Origin of the sequence: Leisingera aquimarina DSM 24565 (assembly GCF_000473165.1) — a bacterium.
In the GTDB taxonomy this organism is placed as follows: domain Bacteria; phylum Pseudomonadota; class Alphaproteobacteria; order Rhodobacterales; family Rhodobacteraceae; genus Leisingera; species Leisingera aquimarina.
Window position 1 is genome coordinate 391,754 of record NZ_KI421504.1, and the last position, 22,979, is coordinate 414,732.

Here is a 22,979-nt window from a genome sequence, read left to right on the forward strand (position 1 = left end):
TCTTGCGGCGCATATTATCCAAACACCCCCGCAACCAATTTAAGAACCAATTTTTTTCAACTTTCTTGCCGCCGGGCAGAAGAATCGTTAGCCTTAAGACCAATCCCAGCTGTGTCAGACGGTTGCATTGAGGCCGCCAAAACGGGTAACTGCACATCTGTCACAGCGATCAGGCGCAGGGGATTCCCCCGCCCATCCGACCCGGAAAACAGACCATGAGCTCAGCGGAAGACACCACCTCGCAAATCCTGACCACCCATTCGGTTGGCGCTACAGTGCAAGTCGTGATCGACACGCTGTTCGCCCGGATCAAGGCGGGCACCTACCCGGTGGACACCCGGCTGCCGTCAGAACGCACGCTGGCCTCGGAGCTGGGCGTCGCCCGCAACACCGTGCGCGAAGCCTTGGACGTGCTGACAGGCCAGGACGTGATCCATCGCCGACCCGGGTCAGGCAGTTTTGTCAAATTCCGCTCTGATCCCAAACCCGAAACATCCTATTCTTCACTGGCCAAAGAAGTTTCGCCGCTGGATCATTTGGTGGTACGCGGCATTCTGGAGCCAGAACTGGTGCGCCTTGCAGTGATCAACATGACTCCGCGCCAGATCGAAGAACTGGACCAGATCCTCTCCCGCGTCGAAGCTGTGCGCACTGATCCCGGGGAATTCATCGAGGCTGAGGAAGATCTCTACCGCAAGATTGCCGAGGGCACCGGCAACCCGCTGCTGCACTCCTGCTATGAGTTGACAATCGAGGCCTGCCGCCTGTCCTACCGCACTGCGCTGCGCCGCCGCCACCTGACGCCGCAGCGGATGCAGGAATACCAGAAACGCTACAACACGCTGTTCAACGCCATCGCCTCACGCGATGTGGAATCCGCGATGGAATTCATCAAACTGCATTTGATTGACGAGCAGAATCTGCTGCTGCAGGAGGTCTGAGCCCGGCCGGGCCACGCCCGCTCAGCCTTTCACCGCGCGCGAACTAACCTCGCTGCCAGGCGCACCGCTTTCCAGCCGCTGGTGCCACAACTGCCCCAATGCCGCCATTTCGGATTTCAGCAATGCGGAATGCTGCGCCAGCCAGCCAGGTATCGACTTAAAACCGGCAATCCGCGCCTTGCCTTCCTGGATGATCACGACAGGCCAGTCACCGACCAAGGCATTGGAAATACCGAAAATATCCTCGCCCCACCACTCCGCATGGCCGAACGCGTGGGTGACATGGCCCAACTGTTTCATCGCTGCCAGCACCGATGGAGGTTCGACAGAACCTGCCTTCTCCACCGCGCTGTGCCAGATGTCGAGGATCGCCACATACTCCCAGCTTACTGCCGACCAGCTGCCTGGGAAGCGGCGGTTGTATTCCTCGTAAAACACATGCGGGCGGTTAAAGAAAAACGCCTTTTCCCGCAGCAGCGGATCGTCAAAATCCGGAAACTGAAAAACCACGCCCTCCATGAATTCGGGCGAAGTCCGCTCCACCAGCTGATCATAGCCATCCATGGTGCAGCTGATGATCTGCCCCTTAAATCCTTTGGCATAGGCATATTCCGTCATCGCATGCACCATAGGCGCATAGGACGAACACCAGCACAGGATATCGGCACCGCTCTCCAGCATCGGGTCCACCACCGGCCCCGGATCGCTGGAACCCGGATCATACTCCACCTCGCGCAGGATCGTTTTGCCTGCGGCCTTAAACGCCGCGCGGTAAACCGCCCGCGACGGCATCCCAAGCAGATCTGCTTGGCTGCATAAAGCTACGGTTTTCAAACCCGGCTTGTTTTCCGCCAGCCAGGCCACGCCAGTCACGTTCTGGATCGGGTGCGCTTCGCTCGGCGCGATCAGATAGGGCGTATCGGGCGACAAATCGGATGGCAGCAGGGTCGAAGTCAGCACCTTGTTGCGCATCAGAAAATCGCGCACCGGCGCAAAGGTATCGCCACCCAGCATCAGCATCAGCTTGACTTTATGCTTCTGCGCCAGCTCCACCGCGCCCTCCAGCGAGCGTTCCGGATCATAGCCGCAATCATAGGAATGGATGCGGATCGGGTAGCGGCGGCCGCCAATCAGCACCCCGCCGGCCTTGTTCAGCCCGTCTTCCCAGATCCGGCAGCCGTTCAATCCAGGCAGCCCCCAGCTCTCCACCGGGCCCGAAAGCGGGCCAAGAAAGCCGATATTCACTGATTCTGTCATTCCCACCGACAACCGCGGCAGCGCCGCGCGGGCCGTCAGCTGGTGTACAAAACTGGTCGTCTTCATGGCTTGAATCCTAACAACAATTCTCTGCCCCGCCAGTCCAATCAGTGAAAAATCTTATTCCTTCCGTGAAAATATGTTGACTCTGCGGTGCAATTTTGGACCTAATTGGATCAGACCAAAAGAACCAAATGCTAATATTGGTCCGTACCAATGGGAGAGCCACATGACCAAGAAACGAATTGCCATCATCGGCGCCGGCCCCTCTGGCCTGGCGCAGCTGCGCGCATTCCAATCCGCCGCCAACAAAGGTGAAGAAATCCCGGAAATCGTCTGCTTTGAAAAGCAGGACAATTGGGGCGGTTTGTGGAACTACACCTGGCGCACCGGCCTGGATGAAAACGGCGAGCCTGTGCATTGCTCGATGTACCGCTATCTGTGGTCCAACGGCCCCAAGGAAGGCCTTGAATTTGCCGACTATTCCTTTGAAGAGCACTTCGGCAAGCAAATCGCATCCTACCCGCCGCGCGCGGTGCTGTTCGACTATATCGAAGGCCGGGTGAAAAAGGCCGACGTGCGCAAGTGGATCCGCTTCAACTCAGCCATCCGCTGGGTCGAATACAACGAGGACGCCGGCAACTTCACTATTACCGTGCACGACCACGCCAAGGACAGCACCTACAAGGAAGACTTCGACCACGTGATCTGCGCCTCGGGCCATTTCTCCACCCCGAACGTGCCGTTCTACCCCGGTTTCGACACGTTCAACGGCCGCGTCCTGCACGCCCATGACTTCCGCGACGCCCGCGAATTCGCCGGCAAGGACATCCTGATCCTCGGCGCCTCCTACTCGGCCGAAGACATTGGCTCGCAATGCTGGAAATACGGCGCCAAGTCGATCACCACCTCCTACCGCTCTGCTCCGATGGGCTTCAAATGGCCGGACAACTGGGACGAAGTGCCGGCGCTGGAGTCGGTCAACGGCAACACCGCAACTTTCGCGGACGGCACCCGAAAGGAAGTTGACGCAATTATCCTTTGCACCGGCTACAAGCATTTCTTCAGCTTCCTGCCCGACGAATTGCGCCTGAAAACCGCCAACCGCCTTGCCTCGGCTGATCTGTATAAGGGCGTGGTTTTCGCCCATAATCCCAAGATGTTCTATCTGGGCATGCAGGATCAGTGGTTCACTTTCAACATGTTCGACGCCCAGGCCTGGTGGGTCCGAGACGCGATCATGGGCAAGATTGAAATCCCCGCAGACAAGAACACCCTGCTTGCCGACGTGAAGGAACGTGAAGCGCGCGAAGAGGCCTCGGATGACGTCAAATATGCGATCAAATACCAGGGCGACTATGTGCTGGAACTGATCGAAGAGACCGACTACCCGACCTTCGACGTGGCCGGCGCCTGCCAGGCGTTCTATGAATGGAAGGGCCACAAGGCCCAGGACATCATGGCCTTCCGCAACAACTCCTACAAATCGGTTATCACAGGCACCATGGCGCCTGTCCATCACACCCCGTGGAAAGACGCCCTGGATGACTCGCTGGAGGCCTACCTGCAGAACTAGGATCTGCCTGCTTTGGCAGATCCGCCTGCGCCGTTTTCCTTCCTGGGCGGCGCAGGCACCTTTCGCCGCTGTGCGAATCCCTCTTCGCAAGCTAATATCCACTTTATGCAGCGCGATAACACCATGACACTTGGCTTCCTGATTTTTCCGGGCTTTCCAATGGCCTGCCTAACCTCGGCGATCGAACCTTTGCGGGCCGCAAATGAAATTGCCGGCACTGAAACCTTTCACTGGAAACTGGTCTCGGAAACCGGCGCCAGCGTGAATGCCTCTGCCAATGTGGCCTTTCAGCCTGACTGCGCCCTGGATCAGGCCGAGGACATCGACACGCTGTTTCTGCTGTCCAGTCCGCAAGGCAAGTTTGAAGACCCCAAGGGCTCCAATGGCAAGCTGCGCCACCTGGCCCGCCACGGCACCACCATGGGTGCGGTTTCCGGCGGGGTGTTTCCGCTCGCCCGTTCTGGCCTGCTCGACGGGCATAGCTGCTCGGTCCACTGGTGCTACAAGGCCGCCTTCAGCGCCGAATTCCCCTCGCTCGCCACTGTCGACGATGTAATCGTTCTGGACCGCCGCCGCTTTACCGCCAGCGGTGCTGCGGCAATGTTCGACCTTTCGCTCAAACTGATCGAGCAAACCATGGGCGACGCGGTGATGACCGAGGTTGCCTGCTGGTTCCAGCACCCGATGGTCCGGGCCGAGGGCGTGCGTCAGAAGATCCCCGCCTTCAAGACTGACAGCACCGCTGACAGCCTGCCGCCACCAGTGGCCAAGGCGGTGGAGCTTTTTGCAGACAATCTGGAGCATCCGGTGTCGATCCGCGACGCCGCCAGCGAAATCGGCGTCTCTCCGCGGCAGTTGGAACGCAGCTTCAAATCCGCCACCGGGCAAAGCCCGGCAATCTATTACCGCACACTGCGGATGAACGCGGCCCGGCAGCTGGTGATGTACTCCCGGGATTCCATCACCTCGATCGCCAATGCAGTTGGCTATGCCACATCCTCAACCTTATCGCAGCACTACCGCGACAGTTTTGGCGTCACCCCGCAGGAAGAGCGCCGCAAGGTGAACCTGTTCCGGGTCCAGGACAACCGCCCAATTCCTTCAGCATGAGGCGGAAATGCGATTTCTGGTTTTTCAGCACCTCAATTGCGAGCACCCCGGATCTTTCCGCGGCATGATGCGCGAAGCGGGCATTGACTGGACAACGATTGAGCTGGACCAAGACCAACCTATCCCGGACCGGGAACAGCTAGCCGCTTTTGACGCCTTGTGGGTCATGGGCGGTCCAATGGATGTCTGGGACGTAGCCGAGCACCCTTGGCTTGCTGCCGAAAAGCAGGCCATACGCTTTTGGGTACAAGAATTGCAGAAACCTTACCTCGGCCTGTGCCTTGGACATCAGCTTTTGGCAGATGCGCTTGGCGGCACTTGCGGACCCTTGCGTCCAACGGCTGATGTCGGTGTGACACAGGTTGAACTGACCCCATCCGGATTGATGGATCCCTTGCTCAAGAGCCTGCCGAACAGCCTTCCGGTTCTGCAATGGCATGGCGTTGAAGTTGCACAACCACCCGAGAGCGCAACTGTTCTTGTCAGTTCTCCCAGGTGCGCGGTCGAAGCCATGCGCATCAATTCGAATGCCTGGTCAATGCAATTCCATATTGAAGCCGAAGCAGACACCATCAGGAACTGGAACGCGATTCCGGCCTACCGCAACGCACTTGTCGCAGCTTTGGGCGAAGACGGGGTGGACAGGTTCCAATCCAGATTTGATACTATCCAAGGCGCTATGCATGAAAACGCCCGCCAAGTGTTTGCGAACTTCTTGGACACCGTTCAGCCCGGCTGATCAGCCATGATCTGTTTACGTCTCTCCTTCATAACCGCATCCGCCTCCACCGTGCCATCATGGAACGAGCCGAAAACCTTATCCCAGGGAACCTCCAGCGAGCCGTAATTGCACTCGAAATAGCGGTGGTGCATCTGGTGATGAAAGGTGCCCAGGCTCAGCCGGTTCCTGCCCTTCATCAGCAGCCCCTCGAACCCGGTATGGGTGGTCGCTGCGGTCAGCACGTTGAACTGCAGGTGATACAGGATATGCACCGGATGCGCCGCTACCACCCAGTGGATCAGCACCGAGCCGAGGAAAATCAGATGCTCCACCGGATGCATCGACATGCCGGACCAGGGGCCGACGTTGATGTTGCGGTGATGCAGCGCGTGCACGCGTTTGAAAAAGAACGGCACATGCAGCAGCCGGTGGATCCAGTAGAAATAGAAGCTCTCCCAGATCGGGATCAGCCAGAACAGCGCCACAAACCAGACCGGATGCGCCGCCCAGGTAATCATCGGAGCATAGCCATTGGCCATCGCCCAGAACATCAGCACCTCATAGGCGGTCCAGAAGAACACTCCGCTGGTCATGGTCCAGAACACATTGTCCCGGATCTGGCCCCCCAGCGTGAACTGTCGGCCATTCTTCATCAGCGGCCGGGGATCATACCTTAGCCGCTTCCCTTGCACGGTAAACGTGTAGAAATAGAGATGCAGCAGCCCGGCCACCGCGCCCATCAGCACCAGATTGCGCAGGTACATCGGGGCAATCCAGCTGAGCGACAAGCTCTGGCTTTCTTCCAGCGGCGGCTGAAACCAGTGGAACGAGATCAGTGCAATCGCCGCGATGATCAGCTTTTCCGAGATCAGGAACCAGCCGTTCAGCCACCACTTCAGCGCTGCCACCGGGCGCGGCGGCCATTGAAACAGCGGCGAGGTTTGCAACGGCAACGGTGGAAGGTGGTTCCAGCCCTTCAGCTCTTTTTCAGGCATCTGTGCATCCTTCATTCAGGTCTGCCTTAAGGTGCCGCGGTTTTTCATCTTTGAAAAACAGAATATTTCGCTAACCTTCCTCTGAAAATCAGAGGAAGAGATGCCCGTTACCCTCAAAGCCATGCGCTATTTCACCGCTGCCCTGCAGCACGGCAGCATCAGCGGCGCCGCGGAGGAGCTGCATGTGGCGGCCTCGGCCATTTCCGCGGCCATCAGCCAGATCGAGGCGCAGTTTCAGCTGCAGCTCATCACCCGCCACCGTGCCCGCGGTATCGAACCCACCCGCGCAGGCCGGGACATGGCCCGCAAGTTCACCCGCCTCTTGGAAGATTATGACACCCTCCTGGCCGAAGGCGCCGAGCTGAAGCAGGAGTTCACCGGCAGCTTCCGCCTGGGCTACTACGCACCCGTGGCCCCCGGCTTTCTGCCGCAAATCCTCGCACCCTTCCTGGCGCCGCGCCATCAGATCACTCTGGAGCTGGAGGAATGCCACAACGATGCCGCACAGGCCGGCTTGCAGGACGGCCGCTATGACGCCGTCCTGTTTGTTCCGGACGGGAGCCACCCGCATATCGACTACGACATGCTGCTGCAGGCACCGCCTTACGCGCTGCTCCACCCCGCCCATCCGCTGGCGGAAAGCGAAGTCCTCAGCCTCGCCGATCTGGCCGCCGAACCGCTGATCGCCCTGAACCGCCCGATGGTCACCGACTACCAGTTGCGCCTGTTTGCCGGCCTCACCCGCCGCCCCGAGACTATCGTGCAGGCCAATACCACCGAGATGGTCCGCGCCATGGTGGCGGCCGGCCACGGCTGCGCCATCCTGAACATGTGCCCCGCCACCGATCTCAGCTATGGCGGCCAGCCGCTGGCGGTGCGGCCCATTGCGGACGGCGGCACCCCGCTGTCGCTGGCGGTGGGCTACAACCGCAGCAACCCGCGCCGCATCACCAGCGCCTTTGCCCAGGCCTGCCAGAATTGGGCCGCCAGCCCTGCCGCCGCCGAGTTCATCGTGCTGCCGCCAAAGAAAACAGGCGCCCCGTAACTCGGAGCGCCTGCCAATTTCACCTATTTGGAGCCTTAAATCGCCGATTGCGCCGCCCCCACCAGCGCGTGATGCAGCGACCCGGCAGAGCTGCGCGGCCCCACGATCGAGTATTTCTGCCCCGCCTCATGGCACAGCAAGAAGACGCCCAGATGCTCCATGGAGGTGCGGGTGGCATCGCCCGGCTTGCCCGCGCGGATATCGGCATTGCACAGCCGTTCCAGCACGTCAAAGCAACGGCCCCCTTCCATGTCGAAACGGCACCAGCCGTCGGTCTGCTCCACCACGGAACCGGCCTCACCAACCGCGTCCTTCAGCTCAGCCGCCAGCAGCTCGTGGCTATCATGCGGGGCTGAGACCATCCACAGATCCGGCCCCATCCACCAGGCGGCAAACTCACCGTTTGCGTTCCAGCTCGCAGGCTCAGGCAGAGCCCCGCCCAGATAGGACGCCGCCGCGGATTTCACCGCGTCTTCACCGCCTTGGCGCGCACTCAAGGAGGCCAACGCCCGGTCCGTCACCTCGCGGATCAAGAGGCCCGCAAAGGCATCCACCTGCGGCTCAGACCCGCCCAGGGGAGAGACCGCATTCAGACCATGATTATCGAACTTACCCACGGAGACGCTCCCCTTCCGGATCCACAAAATGCGCGCTGACAACTTCGACTTGGACTTCCTTGCCCTCCAGCGGGTTGACCGCGCGGATCACCTCGCCCTTGCGGGCGTCGCCGCGCTTCAGGAAGCCGATCCCGATCGAACAGCCCAGCACCGGCGAATAGGCGGCAGAGGTGATATAGCCCTGATCGGTGGCCGCGCTGACCTCGCCATCGGCATTCATCAGATGCGACCCGGCCGGCACTGGATCGGCAGCATTCACCGGCTTGAAGCCCACCAGCTTCAGCGCATCCTCCTGGTTCATGCCTTCGCGTTCGCTCAGTTTATTGCCGATACAGTCCTTTTTCTTGCTGACCATCCGGCCCATGCCAAGGTTCAGCGCCGAAGTCGTCCCGTTCAGCTCGTTGCCCGCCGCATGGCCCTTTTCGATCCGCATCACGCCCAGCGCCTCGGTGCCATAGGGCACCGCGCCGAACTCCTCGCCCGCTTCCATCAGCTTGCGGATCATCGCATCGCCGTAACGGGTCGGAACCGCAATCTCATAGGCCAGCTCGCCCGAGAAGGAGATCCGGAACAGCCGCGCCCGGCAGCCGCCCGCGACGGTGACTTCACCGCAGCCCATGAACGGAAACGCTTCGTTCGAAATGTTGAACTCCGGGTCTACGACCTTTTGCAGCAGCTTGCGGGCATTAGGACCGGCCACCGCGAACTGCGCCCATGCCTCGGTGGTCGAGATCAGCTGCACATCCATGTCAGGGAACAGGCACTGGCGCGCAAATTCCATGTTGCGGTAGACCAGAACTGCGTTGGCGGTGGTGGTGGTCACCACGAAATGATCCTCGGCAAAGCGCGCCGCGGTGCCGTCGTCATAGGCGATGCCGTCCTCGCGCAGCATCAGCCCGTAGCGGACCTTGCCCACCGGCAGCTTGGCAAAGGCATTGGCATACATCTTGTTCAGAAATGCAGCGGCATCCTTGCCCTGCACGTCGATCTTGCCCAGCGTGGTCACGTCGCAGATGCCGACCGAATTCCGGGTCTGTAGCACCTCGCGGTCCACCGACTGGCGCCAATGGGTTTCGCCCGCCTTGGGGAACCACTGGGCGCGCAGCCACTGGCCCACCTCAACAAACTCCGCACCCTGCTCCTCGGCCCATTTGTGGCTGGGGGTCTTACGGGTGGGGCGGAATTCCTCGCCGACCGAGCGGCCTGCCATCACGCCGAAGGACACCGGCGTATAAGGCGGACGGAACATGGTGGTGCCGACCTCGGGGATCTGCTTGCCCGCCAGTTCGGCCATGATCGCCAGACCGCCCATGTTGGAGGTCTTGCCCTGATCAGTTGCCATGCCAAGGGTGGTGTAGCGCTTCAGATGCTCGACCGAGCGGAAGTTCTCCTGATGCGCCAGCTTGACGTCCTTGACGGTCACGTCGTTCTGCTGGTCCAGCCAAGCGCGGCCCTTGCCTTCCTTGACATACCAGAAGGGGGTCACGTTGATGGGCGCATCCTCGGCCTCGGGCAGATCGGCGGTTTTTGCCGTGATCCCCAGTTCCGACAGCGCAGCCACGGCGCCCTCGGCACCGGCGCGCAGGGCGGCAGCGGTGGAGAAATCGCCGTTCGCAGCACCGGCCACGGACATATTTTGCGGCAGTGTCCCCGCGGGGACAAAGGCGGCAATGTCTTCACGCCAGGCCGGGCGGCCGCGCTGGTGGCAGGTCAGATGCACGTTCGGGTTCCAGCCGCCCGAGACCGCCAGCGCGCCGCAATGCACGTCGCGGGTGGTTCCATTGGCCAAACGCAGCTGCACCGACTCCAGACCCAGCCGACCCTTGGTATCGACCACCTGCGCACCGGCAAACAGCTCCGCCCCGTCAACCTGTGGCGCATCGGCACGGGTGTCGATCACTGCAGTGACCTTCACACCTTTGGCAATCAGGTCAGCGGCAGTGCGATGACCGTCGTCGTTGTTGGTAAAGACCGCAACCGTCTGATCCGGCGTCGCCGCCCAGCGGTTGGCATAGGCGCGCACGGCCCCCGCCAGCATCACGCCGGGCCGGTCATTGTTCTCAAACGCGATCGGGCGCTCGGTCGCCCCCGCCGCCAGCATCGCCCGCTTGGAGTAGATCCGCCACAGGATCTGCCGCGGCTTGCCCGCTTCCGGCGCCAGCACGTGGTCGGACACCCGCTCGACCGCGCCATAGATACCGTGGTCAAACGCCCCGATGATGGTGGTGCGCGGCATCACCCGCACATTCGGCATCGCTGCCAGCTCCGCCTGCACCTGCTCCACCCAGGCTGAACCGGTCAGATCGCCAATGCCAAAGGTTTCCGCATTCAGGCGCCCGCCCAGCAGGAAGTCCTCATCCGCAATGATCACCTGCGCGCCGGACCGGCCCGCAGTCAGCGCCGCCATCAGGCCCGTGGGACCGGCACCGATCACCAAAAGATCGCAATGCAGGAAGCCCTTGTCATAGGCGTCCGGGTCATCCTCAAAGCTGATGCTGCCCAGTCCCGCCGCCTTGCGGATGATCGGTTCGTAAATCTTCTCCCAGAACGCCGCAGGCCACATGAAGGTCTTGTAGTAAAAACCAGCCGTCAGGAAATTCGAGAACCGGTCGTTCACCGCCATGAAGTCATGCTGCAACGACGGCCAGCGGTTCTGCGAGTTCGCCTCCAGTCCGTCATACAGCTCCGCCGTGGTGGCGCGGGTGTTCGGCTCCTGCCGCCCGCCGCTGCGCAGCTCGACCAGTGCATTGGGTTCTTCCGAACCGGAGGTCAGCACCCCCCGCGGACGGTGGTATTTGAACGAGCGGCCCATCAGCCGCACGCCGTTGGCCAGAAGGGCCGAGGCCAGCGTGTCGCCCTCAAACCCCGTGTAGCGCTTGCCGTCAAAGGAGAAAGTCAGCGCCTTGCTGCCCTTGATCAGCCCGCCGTCCAGGCGGTTCACCTGTACCCCCTTGCGGGCGCCGGTGCTGCCGTCGGCCTGGAACGCAACGGTTCCGGTATTCATTACTGCATCAGTCATTTGCTGCGCCCCCTCGTCCGGGCCACATCGCGGGCCAGTTCGACAGTCAGGATTTCATGGGTCACGGTGTTGCGGGTCACCACCAGCCAGGAGCGGTCGCCCTGCTCGTGGAACCACAGTTCGCGGTGTTCGCCCGCCGGGTTGTCGCGCAGGTACAGGTAGTCGTGAAACTGATCCGCCGCGTCTTCGGCCTGCCAGTCAGGCCGGTCGATCAGGGTTGCGTCGCCAAGATAAGTGAATTCCTGGCTGTCCCGCGGCCCGAGGATCGGATGGTTGATAATCATCGCCTTTTTCCTTTCCTCAGTGCAGGTTCGGCTGGGCGCCCTGGCCCTTTTCATCAATCATGCAGCCCTTGCGGAACCGGTCGAGCCGGTACGCCGCCGCTGTCTTGTGCGGGGTGCCGGTGGCCAGCAGATGCGCATAGCACCAGCCCGAGGCCGGGGTCGCCTTGAACCCGCCATAGCACCAGCCGCCGTTGAAATAGAGCCCGTCCACATGGGTCTTGTCGATGTAGGGAGAGCCGTCCATCGACATGTCCATAATGCCGCCCCAGCTGCGCAGCATCCGCACCCGGCCCAGTGCCGGGATCAGCGCCATGCCGCCTTCCATCACGTCTTCGACAACCGGCAGATTGCCGCGCTGCGCATAGGAATTGTACATGTCCAGATCGCCGCCAAAGACCAGGCCGCCCTTGTCCGACTGGCTGCAATAGAAATGACCGGCGCCAAAGGTGATGACCCCGTCCAGAACAGGTTTCAGCCCCTCGGACACAAACGCCTGCAGCACATGGCTTTCGATCGGCAGACGCATGCCCGCCTTCTCCATCACCCGGCTCGACGACCCAGCAACGCAGCTTGCGACCTTGTTGGCGCCGATGAATCCCTTGGTGGTCTCCACACCAAGGCACTTGCCGTTCTCGATCTTGAAACCGGTGACTTCGCAGTTCTGGATGATGTCGACGCCGCGCAGATCGGCGCCACGGGCATAACCCCAGGCCACCGCATCATGGCGCACGGTGCCTCCGCGGCGGTGCAGCAGACCGCCCTTGATCGGGAAGCGCGCGTTGTTGAAATTCAGGAACGGATACATCGCCCGCACGCCGTCAACATCCAGCAGCTCCGCGTCCGACCCGTTCAGGATCATCGCATTGCCCCGGCGCCGCGCCGCATCGCGCTGCGCATCGGTATGCACCAGGTTCAGAATGCCGCGCTGACTGACCATGGCATTGTAGTTGAAGTCCTGCTCCAGCCCTTCCCACAGCTTCAGCGACAGCTCGTAAAACGGCTCGTTGCCATCCAGCAGGTAGTTGGAGCGGATGATGGTGGTGTTGCGGCCCACGTTGCCGCCGCCGATCCAGCCCTTCTCGATCACTGCCACATTGGTGATGCCGTGTTCCTTGGCTAGGTAATAGGCCGTCGCCAGCCCATGACCGCCGCCGCCGATGATCACCACATCGTAGCTTTTCTTGGGTTCCGGATCGCGCCAGGTGGGGCGCCATCCCTTGTGGCCCGTCAGGGCCTCCTTGATCACTTTCAGGCCGGAGTACCGCATGCTGTCCTCATCAACTGTCCCCGGCAGATTGAGTGAGAAATGCGGCACATCACAGGGGGATTTCGGACACCGGCAGCGCTATATGCGTCATTGGCGGAAAATCACCTTTGCGCACGCAGCATCAAGCATGTTGCCAAGGCGGCCACTTTTCAAGTATATATGATTGATATCAAACAAAAATTACAGCCAACCGCGACCTTGCGTCTCAAACACGTCAACTGGTCCGTTTGCGTCACACACCCCGGCATCCGCGCCAAATGCGGCAAATGCGGCAAATGCGGCAAAGCCGACTCACTCGGACAGTTCGATCTCGTCCAGCTCGTTCAGCAGGTCCAGCAGCGCCTCATACCGCTCCACACCCATCTTACGGCGGGTCTGCTCCATCAGCTCCAGACTGGCCTCCAGATTATCGGCAATGACCCTCTCCCCTGCAGCCGCAATCCGCACCACCTGGCGGCGGCGATCTTCGTTGTCGCGCTGCCGGCTGATCAGCTGCTTCTCTTCCAGCTTCTGCAGGATCCGTGTCAGGCTGGGCAGCAGCAGGCAGGCCTTGTCTGCGATCTGGGTCGGATCTATCGGCCCGCTCTCCTGCACCACCCGCAGCACGCGCCATTGCTGCTCGGTCAGGCCCGCACCGCTCAGCAGGGCACGGATCGGTCCCATCACACGCTCCCGCGCCCTGAGAAGGGCAATCGGCAGCGAACGGTCGGTGGAGGGCATCATCCTGGTCATGCCCGATTATCACCCCGCTTCCGGCTAAACGCAATTGCCGCTTGGGTTTCTTCTGCTTGACTCACGGCATTGCAATTGCTACACATGTTAAGTAATTTGAGAGAGGAACCGGACATGCCGCACATCACGCTGGACTACTCGGCCAATATGGAGGCGCGCACAGATATCGCCGCCCTGTGCCGCCATCTGCGACAGGCCGCAGCGGAGACCGGCGTGTTCCCCCTAGCGGGCCTCCGAGTGCGCGCCTTTGCGGCCAGCCACGTCTCGATTGCCGACGGGGAGGAGCAGCACGGCTATATCGACATCTCCATCCGGCTGCGGGCCGGCCGCGATCTGAGCACCCGCAAACGCGCCGCACAGATGGTGTTTGATGCGGCCCAGGCCTTCCTTGCACCGGCCATGCAGCAGCACTCCATCGCGCTGTCGCTGGAGATGCGCGACATCGACCCCGAGCTTTCCCCGAAATGCGGCACCATCCGCGACCACATGCAAAAGGCGGACCAGTGATGAGCGATCTTACCACCAACATCGAAACGCTGAATGGCCACCTGAACCGTTTCCGCGAGGCCGGCATATTGAACCTGATCGGCGGCGAAAGCCGCCCCGCCGCCTCCGGCGCCACATTCAAAACTGCCTCGCCCGTGGATGAAAGCGTGATCTGTTCCGTGGCCAAAGGCGGCAGCGAAGACATTGATGCCGCAGCCAAAGCCGCCAAGGACGCCTTCCCTGCCTGGCGCGACATGCCCGCGCTGGAACGCAAACAGATCCTGCACCGCATCGCTGATCTGATCGTGGAGCGCGCCGAGGAGATTGCCCTGTGCGAATGCTGGGACACCGGCCAGGCCATCCGCTTCATGTCCAAGGCAGCCCTGCGCGGCGCCGAAAACTTCCGCTTTTTCGCTGACAAGGCCACTGCCGCCCGCGACGGCCAGCAGCTGCAATCGCCGACGCTGATGAATGTCACCACCCGCGTGCCGATCGGCCCGGTGGGCGTGATCACCCCCTGGAACACGCCCTTTATGCTGTCAACTTGGAAGATTGCGCCCGCGCTGGCTGCGGGCTGCACCGTGGTTCACAAACCGGCCGAGTTCTCGCCCCTGACCGCCCGCATCCTGGCCGAGATCGCCCATGAGGCCGGCCTGCCCGCGGGCGTCTGGAACTTGGTGAACGGCTTTGGCGAGGACGCGGGCAAAGCGTTGACCGAACATCCCGACATCAAAGCCATCGCCTTTGTCGGTGAGAGCAAGACCGGTTCGATGATCATGAAGCAGGGCGCCGATACCCTGAAACGGGTGCATTTCGAACTGGGCGGCAAGAACCCGGTAGTGGTTTTCGACGACGCCGACCTCGACCGCGCACTGGATGCGGCAATCTTCATGATCTACTCGCTGAACGGCGAGCGCTGCACCTCCTCCTCGCGCCTGCTGGTGCAGGAGAGCATCGCAGATGGCTTCGAGACCAAGCTCATGAAGCGCGTCAACAGCATCAAGGTCGGCCACCCGCTGGACCCGGCCACCGAGGTTGGCCCGCTGATCCACAAGGTGCATTTCGACAAGGTCACCTCCTACTTCGAGACAGCCAAACAGGACGGCGCCACCATTGCAGCTGGCGGCAACCGCGCCGGAGACACGGGCTGGTTTGTCCGCCCCACCCTGTTCACAAATGCCACCAACGACATGACCATCGCGCAAAAGGAAATCTTCGGCCCGGTCCTCACCGCGATCCGCTTCAAGGACGAAGATGAGGCTCTAAAACTGGCAAATGACACCCAATACGGCCTCACCGCCTATGTCTGGACCAACGACCTCACCCGCGCCCTGCGCTTCACCAACGCGCTGGAGGCCGGGATGATCTGGGTGAACTCCGAAAACGTCCGCCACCTGCCCACGCCCTTCGGCGGTGTCAAATCCAGCGGCATCGGCCGCGACGGCGGCGACTGGAGCTTCGAGTTCTACATGGAGCAGAAACACATCGGATTTGCCACCGGCGCCCACAAGATCCCGCGTCTCGGCGCCTGACCTCTTCCTCTTGCCAAAAATATCCCGGGGAGCGCGAGGGGCCGGCCCCTCGCTCCCGCTCCTGGCCCCAAGTGAAAGGTTTCGAACATGCCCGTCCCCGCCCCGAACCTCTATCCGCCCTTCAACATCGTGCGGCTCAGCCACGTCGAATACGCTGTCACCGACCTCGCCGCCTCCCGCGCCTTCTATGTGGACACCCTCGGCCTGCAGGTCACGCATGAGGACAACAGCCGCATCTACTTGCGCGCAATGGAGGAACGCGGGCACCATTGCGTCGTGCTGGTTCAGGCGGGCACAGCCTCTGTCGGGGTTCTGGGCTTCAAGCTTTTTGACGAACCGGACCTCGATAAGGCAGCAGAATTCTTTGCCTCCAAGGACCTGCCTGTCGAATGGGTAGTTCGCCCCCACATGGGCAAAACCTTACGAACCCGCGACCCCTGGGGCATTCCGCTGGAGTTCTATGTGAAAATGGACCGGCTGGAGCCGATTCATCAGAAATACAGGCTCTACAATGGGGTAAAACCCCTGCGCATCGACCATTTCAACATGTTCAGCGCGGATGTGGACGCTTCGGTCGCCTTCTATAACGAGATGGGCTTCCGCGTCACCGAATTCACCGAGGACGACGGAAGCGGCAAGATCTGGGCTGCCTGGATGCACCGCAAGGGCGGCGTGCACGATGTGGCCTTCACCAACGGCCTTGGGCCGCGTCTGCACCACACCGCCTTCTGGGTGCCGACGCCTTTGAACATCATCGACCTTTTGGATCTGATGTCGACCACCGGCTACGTCGATAACATCGAGCGCGGCCCCGGCCGCCATGGCATCTCCAACGCCTTTTTCCTCTATGTGCGCGACCCCGACGGCCACCGGATTGAGATCTACTGCTCCGACTACCAGACCGTCGACCCGGATCTGGAGCCGATCAAATGGTCGCTCACCGACCCGCAGCGCCAGACCCTCTGGGGCGCCCCAGCGCCGCTCAGCTGGTTCGAGGAAGGCTCCGTTTTCGAAGGCGCCACACCAAAACCCAGCACCTTGAACGCGCAGCCGATTATTGCTCCCTAGCGAAACACAACGACAGTGCCCGGACCGAAGGGCGGGCGTGAAGCGCCCTCCCGATTTTGCCGGAGGCAAACCTTCGATTTGACGGGTCGGTCCGGGCGCTGTCCGTGCCTCCAGCACAGACTTAAGGAAAACAAAATGAAATGGGATGAATTCTCCGAATGGGGCCACCGGGTTGCCGATTGGGCGCAGGACTACCACCTGACCGTGGGCGAGCGCCCCGTGCGCGCCCGGACCCAGCCCGGCGAGGTGCTGCACGCCCTGCCCCAGACCCCGCCTGAAAACGGCGTCGGCATGGAGGCAATCTTTGCCGATTTTGAGGACATCGTGATGCCCGGCATCACCCATTGGCAGCACCCCCGCTTCTTTGCCTATTTCAACTCCAACGCCGCCGCGCCCTCAGTACTGGCCGAGTTCCTCGCCTCCGCCATCGCGCCGCAATGCATGCTGTGGCAGACCTCTCCGGCGGCAACCGAAATGGAGACCCGGATGATGGATTGGCTGCGCCAGGCGCTGGACCTGCCGGAGCCGTTTCAGGGCGTGATCCAGGACAGCGCGTCTTCCGCCACCCTCGCAGCCGTCCTGACCATGCGCGAGAAAGCGTTGAACTGGCAGGGCAACCAACAGGGGCTGTTCGGGCAAAAGGCCATGCGCATCTACTGCTCGTCCGAGGTCCACACTTCCATCGACCGCGCCATCTGGGTTGCGGGCATCGGTCAGCAGAACCTGATCCGCGTGCCCATCAAGGGCGACTGGCGCGGCATGGACTCGGCTGCGCTGGAAGCCGCAATTCAGGCCGACCTCGCTGCAGGCCACCAGCCTGCCGGCGTAATCCTTTGCGTCGGCGGCACCGGCACCGGCGCCACCGACCCCGTCGACAAGGTTTTGGACGTGGCCGAAAGATACGGCCTCTACACCCATGTCGACGCCGCCTGGGCCGGCTCCGCGATGATCTGCCCGGAATACCGCCATTACTGGCCGGGGGTAGAGCGCGCCGACAGCATCGTCTTCAACCCGCATAAATGGCTGGGCGTGCAGTTCGACTGCTCCGCCCATTTCCTGAAGAACCCCGATGATCTGGTGCAGACCCTCGCCATCAGCCCGGAGTATCTGAAGACCCACGGCCACGACGGCATCATCAATTACTCCGAATGGTCGGTGCCGCTGGGCCGCCGCTTCCGCGCGCTGAAGATCTGGTTCCTGATCCGCACCTACGGCCTCGAAGGACTGCGCCGGCGCCTGAGGAATCACATCATCTGGTCGGCTCAACTGCACGAAAAACTTAAGTTAGAGCCTGATTTCGAGATTACCACGCCGCCGATGTGGTCGCTCTGGACCTTCCGCTATACACCGGAAGGCGCCACCGATCTGGACAATCTGAACCTCGCGTTAGTCAACGCGATCAACGACGACGGCCGCATCTACCTGACCCAGACCCGCGTCGATGGCCAGCTGGTGATCCGCTTCCAGGGCGGCCAGTTTGAGACCACCGAAGCAGACGTGATGATGGCCTATGATGTCATCACCGAAATCGCAAGGACCCTGCCATGACGCGCTTTGCCACCTACTCCGCCGATGGCGAGATCTTCTATGGCGCGGCAACAGACGCCGGCATGATCGCCCTGTCGCTGCGGTTCCCCGACTGGCCCACTATGCGCGAGGTAATCGCTGCGGACGGCCTGCCCGCGCTGGCCAAGGCCGCCGCAGGCAAACCCGTCACCCACACCGATTTCACCTATGAAATCCCGATTCCCAACCCGGAAAAGATCCTCTGCGTCGGCGTCAACTTCCCGGACCGCAACGCGGAATACAAGGACGGGTCTTCCTTGCCCAAACACATGTCCCTGTTCCCCCGCTTCCCGCGCTCCTTCACCGGTGCCGAGCAACCGCTGATCCGCCCGCCGGAAAACCACACGCTGGATTACGAGGGCGAGGTCGCCGTGGTGATCGGCAAACCGGGCCGCCGGATCAAACCGGAAGATGCCTATGATCATATCGCGGCTCTAACACTGGCAAATGAAGGCACAATCCGCGACTGGGTCCGCCACGCGAAATTCAATGTCACCCAGGGCAAGAACTGGGACAACTCGGGCTCCATCGGCCCCTGGCTGGTGCCCTTCATCGACGCTTCCCAGCTGGACGGCGCCCGCATCCTCACCCGCGTGAACGGAGAGATCCGCCAGGACGACACCCTCAGCCGGATGATGTTCCCGATCCGCGAGGAGATCGCCTATATCTCCACCTTCACCACCCTGCAGCCCGGCGACGTGATCATCACCGGCACCCCGACCGGTGCAGGCGCCCGGTTCGATCCGCCGAAATACCTGGTCCCCGGCGATGTGGTTGAGGTTGAGGTCGAGGGCATCGGCATCCTGCGCAACACCGTAGAGGACGAGGGATGACCCCCGAGCAGCACCAGGACGCCGCCGAAACGCTCTTCAAGGCCGAGCAGACCGGCCAGCAATGCGGCCTGCTCTCTCTGGCCTACCCCGGCATGACACTGGACGACGCCTATGCGGTACAACAGGCTCTGATAGGGCGGAAACTGGCCTCAGGGCGCAGGAAAATCGGCTGGAAAATCGGCCTCACCAGCGGCGCCATGCAACAGGCCCTGAACATCACCACACCCGACAGCGGCGTGCTCTTGGACGACATGGCGTTCGAAAACGGCACCACCGTCCCCGCAGGCCGCTTCATCCAGCCGCGGGTGGAGGCAGAGATCGCCTTTGTCATGAAATCCCCCCTCGCAGGCGCCGACTGCACCCGCGAGGAAGTGCTGGCTGCCACGGACTACGTGGCACCCGCGCTGGAAATCCTCGACACCAGAATCCTGCGGGCCGACCCGGCGACCGGCCAAGCACGCATCATCACCGACACCATCAGCGACAACGCCGCCAACGCAGGCGTGGTACTGGGTTCGGAACGCCACGCGGTAGACGCCCATAACCTGCGCTGGGTCGGCGCCATCACCGCCCGCAACGGCACGGTCGAGGAAACCGGACTCGGCGCCGGCGTGCTCAACGATCCCATCACCTCGGTCCTGTGGCTGGCACGGCGGATGGCGGAATATGGACAACAGATCGAGGCCGGGGATATCGTGCTCTCGGGCTCTTTCATCCGCCCCATCGAATGTCCGCCGGGCACGGAGATTGCCGCCGATTTCGGCCCCTTCGGCTCCGTATCCATCAACTTCGCCTGAACAAGAGGTCCAGCACATGCCCGCGCCCAAGAACAGCTTCAAACAAGCCCTTGCCGATGGCCAGCGCCAAATCGGCTGCTGGATGAGCTTTGCCGACTGCCAGATCGCCGAAATCATGGGCACCTGCGGTTTCGACTGGCTGGTGATCGACGGCGAGCATGCGCCCAATGATATCCGCTCGATCCGCGATCAGCTGATGGCGCTGGCGTCCTCCCCCAGCCACCCCGTGGTGCGGGTGCCGGTTGGCGAGACCTGGATGATCAAGCAGGTGCTGGATGCCGGCGCCCAAACAGTGCTGGTGCCGATTGTCGAAAGCGCCGATCAGGCCCGCGAACTGGTCCGTGCCTGCCATTACCCGCCCAAGGGCGTACGCGGGGTCGGTGCCACGGCGGCCCGCGCCACCATGTTCGGCTCGGTCACTGAGTACATCCAGACCGCCGACCAGGAGGTCTGCCTGCTGGTGCAGGTGGAAAACCGCGCCGGGATGGCCGCACTGGACGAGATCCTGCAAGTCGAGGGCATCGACGGCGTCTTCATCGGCCCGGCGGACCTGTCGACAGACATGGGCCACCAGGGCAACTCCGCCCACCCAGAGGTGCGCGCGGCAATTGCCGATGCCATCCGCCGTATCAAATCCGCAGGCCTCGCCCCGGGCATCCTCGGCACCACGGATGAGGCGACCCAGGTCTACGCAGACATGGGGGCACAATTTCTGGCCGTTGGCATCGACGTGATGGTGCTTGCCCGCAACGCCCGCGAGTTGGCGGCGCGCTGGAAGACGGAGTAACACCGTCCTTCAGACCTTCAAAAGCGAAGCTCTGCCGCGCCCGCCCGCCGCCCTGGCAAAGCCAGAGCAACGGCAGCGGCCTTGGGCGTGGCACCGCGCTCGGCGCGGTGCCACGCCCAACGGGAGGAAGGTATTTTCAATGCCTGACGACGGGCGGGAGTACTCCTTTCAATCCCTCAGCGCAGGATCATGCCCTCAGGCCAGCTCAGCGTGCTATCCAGCCGGATTTTCCGGGCCTCACCCGCAGCAATCTCCATATCCCAGGCCAGGATGCCGCGCTGCCTTTCAACGTTCTCCCCAGTGGGCCGCGGATTGGCACTCCACTTGATCTCAAGGTCGTCCTGCTGCGAGTAAGGCACCCGGTCCAGAACACGCACGGTCCAATCCTGGCCGGTCAGGTTCTCCACCTCGATTTCCACCTGCCGCACCTGTTCATTGCTGCGCGAGATCAGCCCCTGGCCGCCTTCGCTCTGCCGCAGCATATCGCGGCGCAGCCGCAACCCTTCAACCGGGCCGAAACCCGCCTTCATCTCCGCACCCGGTGCCAGTCCGGCAAAGGCCTCAAAAGCAACCAGCTTGCCGTCGGCAAACCGCGGCACCTCATCCGAGGCCAGCAGCTGCTCGCCGAAACTGTTGGTGAACCTCACCACCCTGTAGGCAGTCTCATCGCGATGCGGCACCGCCACCGCCTTCACTTCGGCTACGGCCGTCAGCGCATCCATTTCCAGCCTCAGGAAATCGGCACCGGAGGCGACCGAAACCGGCAGGCCGAACCTGTAAGTCGCAGCGGCACCTTCCAGATTTGCGGCCCATCCGCCCAGCGCGTCTTCCACAACGGCCTGGGGCTCAAACACCGGTTCCGAATGCGCAGACATTTCCGCCACATCCAAACCAAAAGATTTCTGCGCGCGCGGAGGCTCAGGCGTTTCAATCCGGCGCAGCCAAGGGTGCAAGGCAGACGGGCTGCCCTGCCCCGATGGTTTTGCCGTGGACAGCGTCAGTGCCACATCCTGCCAGTTCTCGCCGGTATCCTGAACCAGCGTAACCGCGCGTTTCAGGGTAACCTCGACCGCATCCCCTGTGCTGAGATGCATTTCATAAGACGGCTGCCAGCCGATCTTGCCGCCTCCGGCGGTGAAATAGCTAAGCATTACCACGCCTTCGCCCGCCTGTTCTGCCTCAACGTCCACCGCAATGTGCAGCCGGTCCCTGTCCTCCAGTGCGATGGCCGCCAGTGCCGCGCGGGCCGCTGCCAGGTCTGCGTCCAGCGATTCCAGACGCAGCTCAATCCGGCGTGCCCCGGCTTCAGCCTCCACGGCAGCTTGGCTCGCCTTGCCGGCCTCCTGGGAGATCATCCGCGCAATTTCGCTCAAAGCCGATGCATCCGCCTGGGCCAGGCCCTCATTGCCGCCAAGCTGCTGCAGGAACCCGATTGAGGCCTCTGCCGCCCGTACCCCGGCGCGGGCGCCCGCAGCTTCATCCCGGACCGAGGCAACTTGGGCCTCAAGATCGCGGATCCGCGCTTCGGCGGCCTCTATCTCCGGGTCTTCCGCATCCCGCGGCGGCACGTAATCCTCGCGCAGCAAGGTGGCGATGCGGCGGGCGCCGGTGATTTCAACCTGCAGGGTCTCCAGCAGCGCAGACTTCGGAACATTCTGCAGGATCAGCCGGTGCCGCCCTTCAGGCAGCGTGACCGCAGCGCGCCGGGTCACCTCGGCAAGGCCGGGATAGAGTGTCACTTCGGACACCCGGCTGCTGACGGAAAGGGTATCGGCCGCAGCAACGGATGCCGCAGTCTGAACAAATGAACAAACGGCAAATGCCATCAAGGAAATTCTCATTGGCATCTCTCAATTAATTAGGATGGCGGGCCGGAACTGCCCGCCTGATGCCGAACCTATCCTTCAGCCTGCGGCGTGACCAGCACGCTCAGGCTCCATGCGCGGCGGCCTGCTGCGGCTGCGACGGGCCAAAACGCAGTTCCAGTTCATCTGTGTCAATCCCCAGATCCTCGCAGGAGGAGATCGCCGCCAGGCTCAACGCGTCATAGACCCACAGATCGCCTTCACGCATCCGCAGGCAAATGCCCTTGCGGCGCAGGCCCCGGCACAGGGTGAACCAGTCGCCGGACGCTGCGAAATCCGCCGCCAACTGCTGCCTCAACTCTGCCGCCGATGCGCAGTTCAGCATGGGCTGCGCTGGAACTGCCGTCACAGTGCCAAAAGGCAGAGTGGTGGAAACGGGGGCGGCGCGGCTGAAATCCTGCAGTGCGATCATGGGTTTGATCCTCTTTGTCTGGTGTTTCTTCTGTCCTCCTCAACCTACCGGAGCTGCCTGCCCCGAGGC

21 protein-coding genes are annotated in these 22,979 nt (G+C 62.1%); 12 read left to right on the forward strand and 9 right to left on the reverse strand.

Annotated features, from left to right (window positions below; all coding sequences use genetic code 11):
- Positions 1–215 precede the first annotated feature (215 nt).
- Positions 216–941: a FadR/GntR family transcriptional regulator gene (locus tag AQUI_RS0105775; protein WP_027256653.1), complete on the forward strand. Its 726-nt coding sequence runs from the start codon at positions 216–218 to the stop codon at positions 939–941.
- Between the two features lie 21 nt (positions 942–962).
- Here AQUI_RS0105775 and AQUI_RS0105780 read toward each other — a convergent pair whose 3' ends face one another.
- On the reverse strand, positions 963–2,264 hold the full coding sequence (locus AQUI_RS0105780) for an ABC transporter substrate-binding protein (RefSeq protein WP_027256654.1): 1,302 nt from the start codon (positions 2,262–2,264) through the stop codon (positions 963–965).
- Between the two features lie 163 nt (positions 2,265–2,427).
- Between AQUI_RS0105780 and AQUI_RS0105785 the strand changes: the two genes are divergently transcribed.
- From AQUI_RS0105785 to AQUI_RS0105795, 3 genes are all read left to right on the forward strand, one after another.
- A complete protein-coding gene (locus tag AQUI_RS0105785) occupies positions 2,428–3,774 on the forward strand; it encodes an NAD(P)-binding domain-containing protein (RefSeq protein ID WP_027256655.1) in 1,347 nt (448 codons plus the stop codon).
- Positions 3,775–3,879: 105 nt separating this feature from the next.
- Positions 3,880–4,884, forward strand: a complete 1,005-nt coding sequence (locus AQUI_RS0105790; protein WP_027256656.1) for a GlxA family transcriptional regulator — start codon at positions 3,880–3,882, stop codon at positions 4,882–4,884.
- A 7-nt stretch (positions 4,885–4,891) separates the two neighbouring features.
- Positions 4,892–5,623, forward strand: a complete 732-nt coding sequence (locus AQUI_RS0105795) for a type 1 glutamine amidotransferase (RefSeq protein WP_027256657.1) — start codon at positions 4,892–4,894, stop codon at positions 5,621–5,623.
- Here AQUI_RS0105795 and AQUI_RS0105800 read toward each other — a convergent pair.
- The gene (locus AQUI_RS0105800) at positions 5,611–6,600 is read right to left on the reverse strand and encodes a sterol desaturase family protein (protein ID WP_027256658.1); all 990 of its coding nucleotides are present in this window, start codon (positions 6,598–6,600) and stop codon (positions 5,611–5,613) included. The genes AQUI_RS0105795 and AQUI_RS0105800 overlap by 13 nt on opposite strands.
- Positions 6,601–6,700: 100 nt before the next feature.
- Here AQUI_RS0105800 and AQUI_RS27300 point away from each other — a divergent pair, with 100 nt between their 5' ends.
- Positions 6,701–7,645, forward strand: a complete 945-nt coding sequence (locus AQUI_RS27300) for a LysR family transcriptional regulator (protein ID WP_051371833.1) — start codon at positions 6,701–6,703, stop codon at positions 7,643–7,645.
- A gap of 35 nt (positions 7,646–7,680) precedes the next feature.
- Here AQUI_RS27300 and AQUI_RS0105810 read toward each other — a convergent pair whose 3' ends face one another.
- The 5 genes from AQUI_RS0105810 to hpaR all read right to left on the reverse strand — a co-directional run bounded on the left by AQUI_RS0105810 (position 7,681) and on the right by hpaR (position 13,564).
- A complete protein-coding gene (locus tag AQUI_RS0105810) occupies positions 7,681–8,262 on the reverse strand; it encodes a sarcosine oxidase subunit gamma (RefSeq protein WP_027256659.1) in 582 nt (193 codons plus the stop codon).
- On the reverse strand, positions 8,255–11,266 hold the full coding sequence (locus tag AQUI_RS0105815; RefSeq protein ID WP_051371834.1) for a sarcosine oxidase subunit alpha family protein: 3,012 nt from the start codon (positions 11,264–11,266) through the stop codon (positions 8,255–8,257). The genes AQUI_RS0105810 and AQUI_RS0105815 overlap by 8 nt, the downstream gene beginning before the upstream one ends.
- Positions 11,267–11,277: 11 nt before the next feature.
- The gene (locus AQUI_RS0105820) at positions 11,278–11,565 is read right to left on the reverse strand and encodes a sarcosine oxidase subunit delta (RefSeq protein ID WP_027256661.1); all 288 of its coding nucleotides are present in this window, start codon (positions 11,563–11,565) and stop codon (positions 11,278–11,280) included.
- A 16-nt stretch (positions 11,566–11,581) separates the two neighbouring features.
- On the reverse strand, positions 11,582–12,832 hold the full coding sequence (locus AQUI_RS0105825) for a sarcosine oxidase subunit beta family protein (RefSeq protein ID WP_027256662.1): 1,251 nt from the start codon (positions 12,830–12,832) through the stop codon (positions 11,582–11,584).
- A gap of 291 nt (positions 12,833–13,123) precedes the next feature.
- Positions 13,124–13,564, reverse strand: coding sequence for a homoprotocatechuate degradation operon regulator HpaR (hpaR, locus tag AQUI_RS0105830; protein ID WP_027256663.1), 441 nt, complete (start codon positions 13,562–13,564; stop codon positions 13,124–13,126).
- Positions 13,565–13,678: 114 nt separating this feature from the next.
- Between hpaR and AQUI_RS0105835 the strand changes: the two genes are divergently transcribed.
- The 7 genes from AQUI_RS0105835 to AQUI_RS0105865 all read left to right on the forward strand — a co-directional run bounded on the left by AQUI_RS0105835 (position 13,679) and on the right by AQUI_RS0105865 (position 20,633).
- Positions 13,679–14,071, forward strand: a complete 393-nt coding sequence (locus tag AQUI_RS0105835) for a 5-carboxymethyl-2-hydroxymuconate Delta-isomerase (protein ID WP_027256664.1) — start codon at positions 13,679–13,681, stop codon at positions 14,069–14,071.
- Positions 14,071–15,582 (forward strand): 5-carboxymethyl-2-hydroxymuconate semialdehyde dehydrogenase, encoded by a 1,512-nt coding sequence (hpaE, locus tag AQUI_RS0105840; protein ID WP_027256665.1) that lies wholly within the window; start codon positions 14,071–14,073, stop codon positions 15,580–15,582. Before AQUI_RS0105835 ends, hpaE begins: the two co-directional genes overlap by 1 nt.
- Positions 15,583–15,669: 87 nt before the next feature.
- Entirely contained in the window at positions 15,670–16,650 is a 981-nt protein-coding gene (hpaD, locus tag AQUI_RS0105845; RefSeq protein ID WP_027256666.1) for a 3,4-dihydroxyphenylacetate 2,3-dioxygenase, read from the forward strand.
- Positions 16,651–16,785: 135 nt separating this feature from the next.
- The gene (locus tag AQUI_RS0105850; RefSeq protein WP_027256667.1) at positions 16,786–18,198 is read left to right on the forward strand and encodes a pyridoxal phosphate-dependent decarboxylase family protein; all 1,413 of its coding nucleotides are present in this window, start codon (positions 16,786–16,788) and stop codon (positions 18,196–18,198) included.
- Positions 18,195–19,049: a fumarylacetoacetate hydrolase family protein gene (locus AQUI_RS0105855; RefSeq protein ID WP_027256668.1), complete on the forward strand. Its 855-nt coding sequence runs from the start codon at positions 18,195–18,197 to the stop codon at positions 19,047–19,049. Before AQUI_RS0105850 ends, AQUI_RS0105855 begins: the two co-directional genes overlap by 4 nt.
- Entirely contained in the window at positions 19,046–19,846 is an 801-nt protein-coding gene (gene hpaH, locus AQUI_RS0105860) for a 2-oxo-hept-4-ene-1,7-dioate hydratase (protein WP_027256669.1), read from the forward strand. Before AQUI_RS0105855 ends, hpaH begins: the two co-directional genes overlap by 4 nt.
- A gap of 16 nt (positions 19,847–19,862) precedes the next feature.
- Positions 19,863–20,633 carry an aldolase/citrate lyase family protein gene (locus tag AQUI_RS0105865; protein WP_027256670.1) on the forward strand — a complete coding sequence of 257 codons (771 nt, stop codon included), beginning with the start codon at positions 19,863–19,865 and terminating at the stop codon, positions 20,631–20,633.
- Between the two features lie 176 nt (positions 20,634–20,809).
- Here AQUI_RS0105865 and AQUI_RS0105870 read toward each other — a convergent pair whose 3' ends face one another.
- Positions 20,810–22,459: a DUF4139 domain-containing protein gene (locus tag AQUI_RS0105870; RefSeq protein ID WP_084294306.1), complete on the reverse strand. Its 1,650-nt coding sequence runs from the start codon at positions 22,457–22,459 to the stop codon at positions 20,810–20,812.
- Positions 22,460–22,562: 103 nt separating this feature from the next.
- On the reverse strand, positions 22,563–22,910 hold the full coding sequence (locus tag AQUI_RS0105875) for a hypothetical protein (protein ID WP_027256672.1): 348 nt from the start codon (positions 22,908–22,910) through the stop codon (positions 22,563–22,565).
- Between the last annotated feature and the right edge of the window lie 69 nt (positions 22,911–22,979).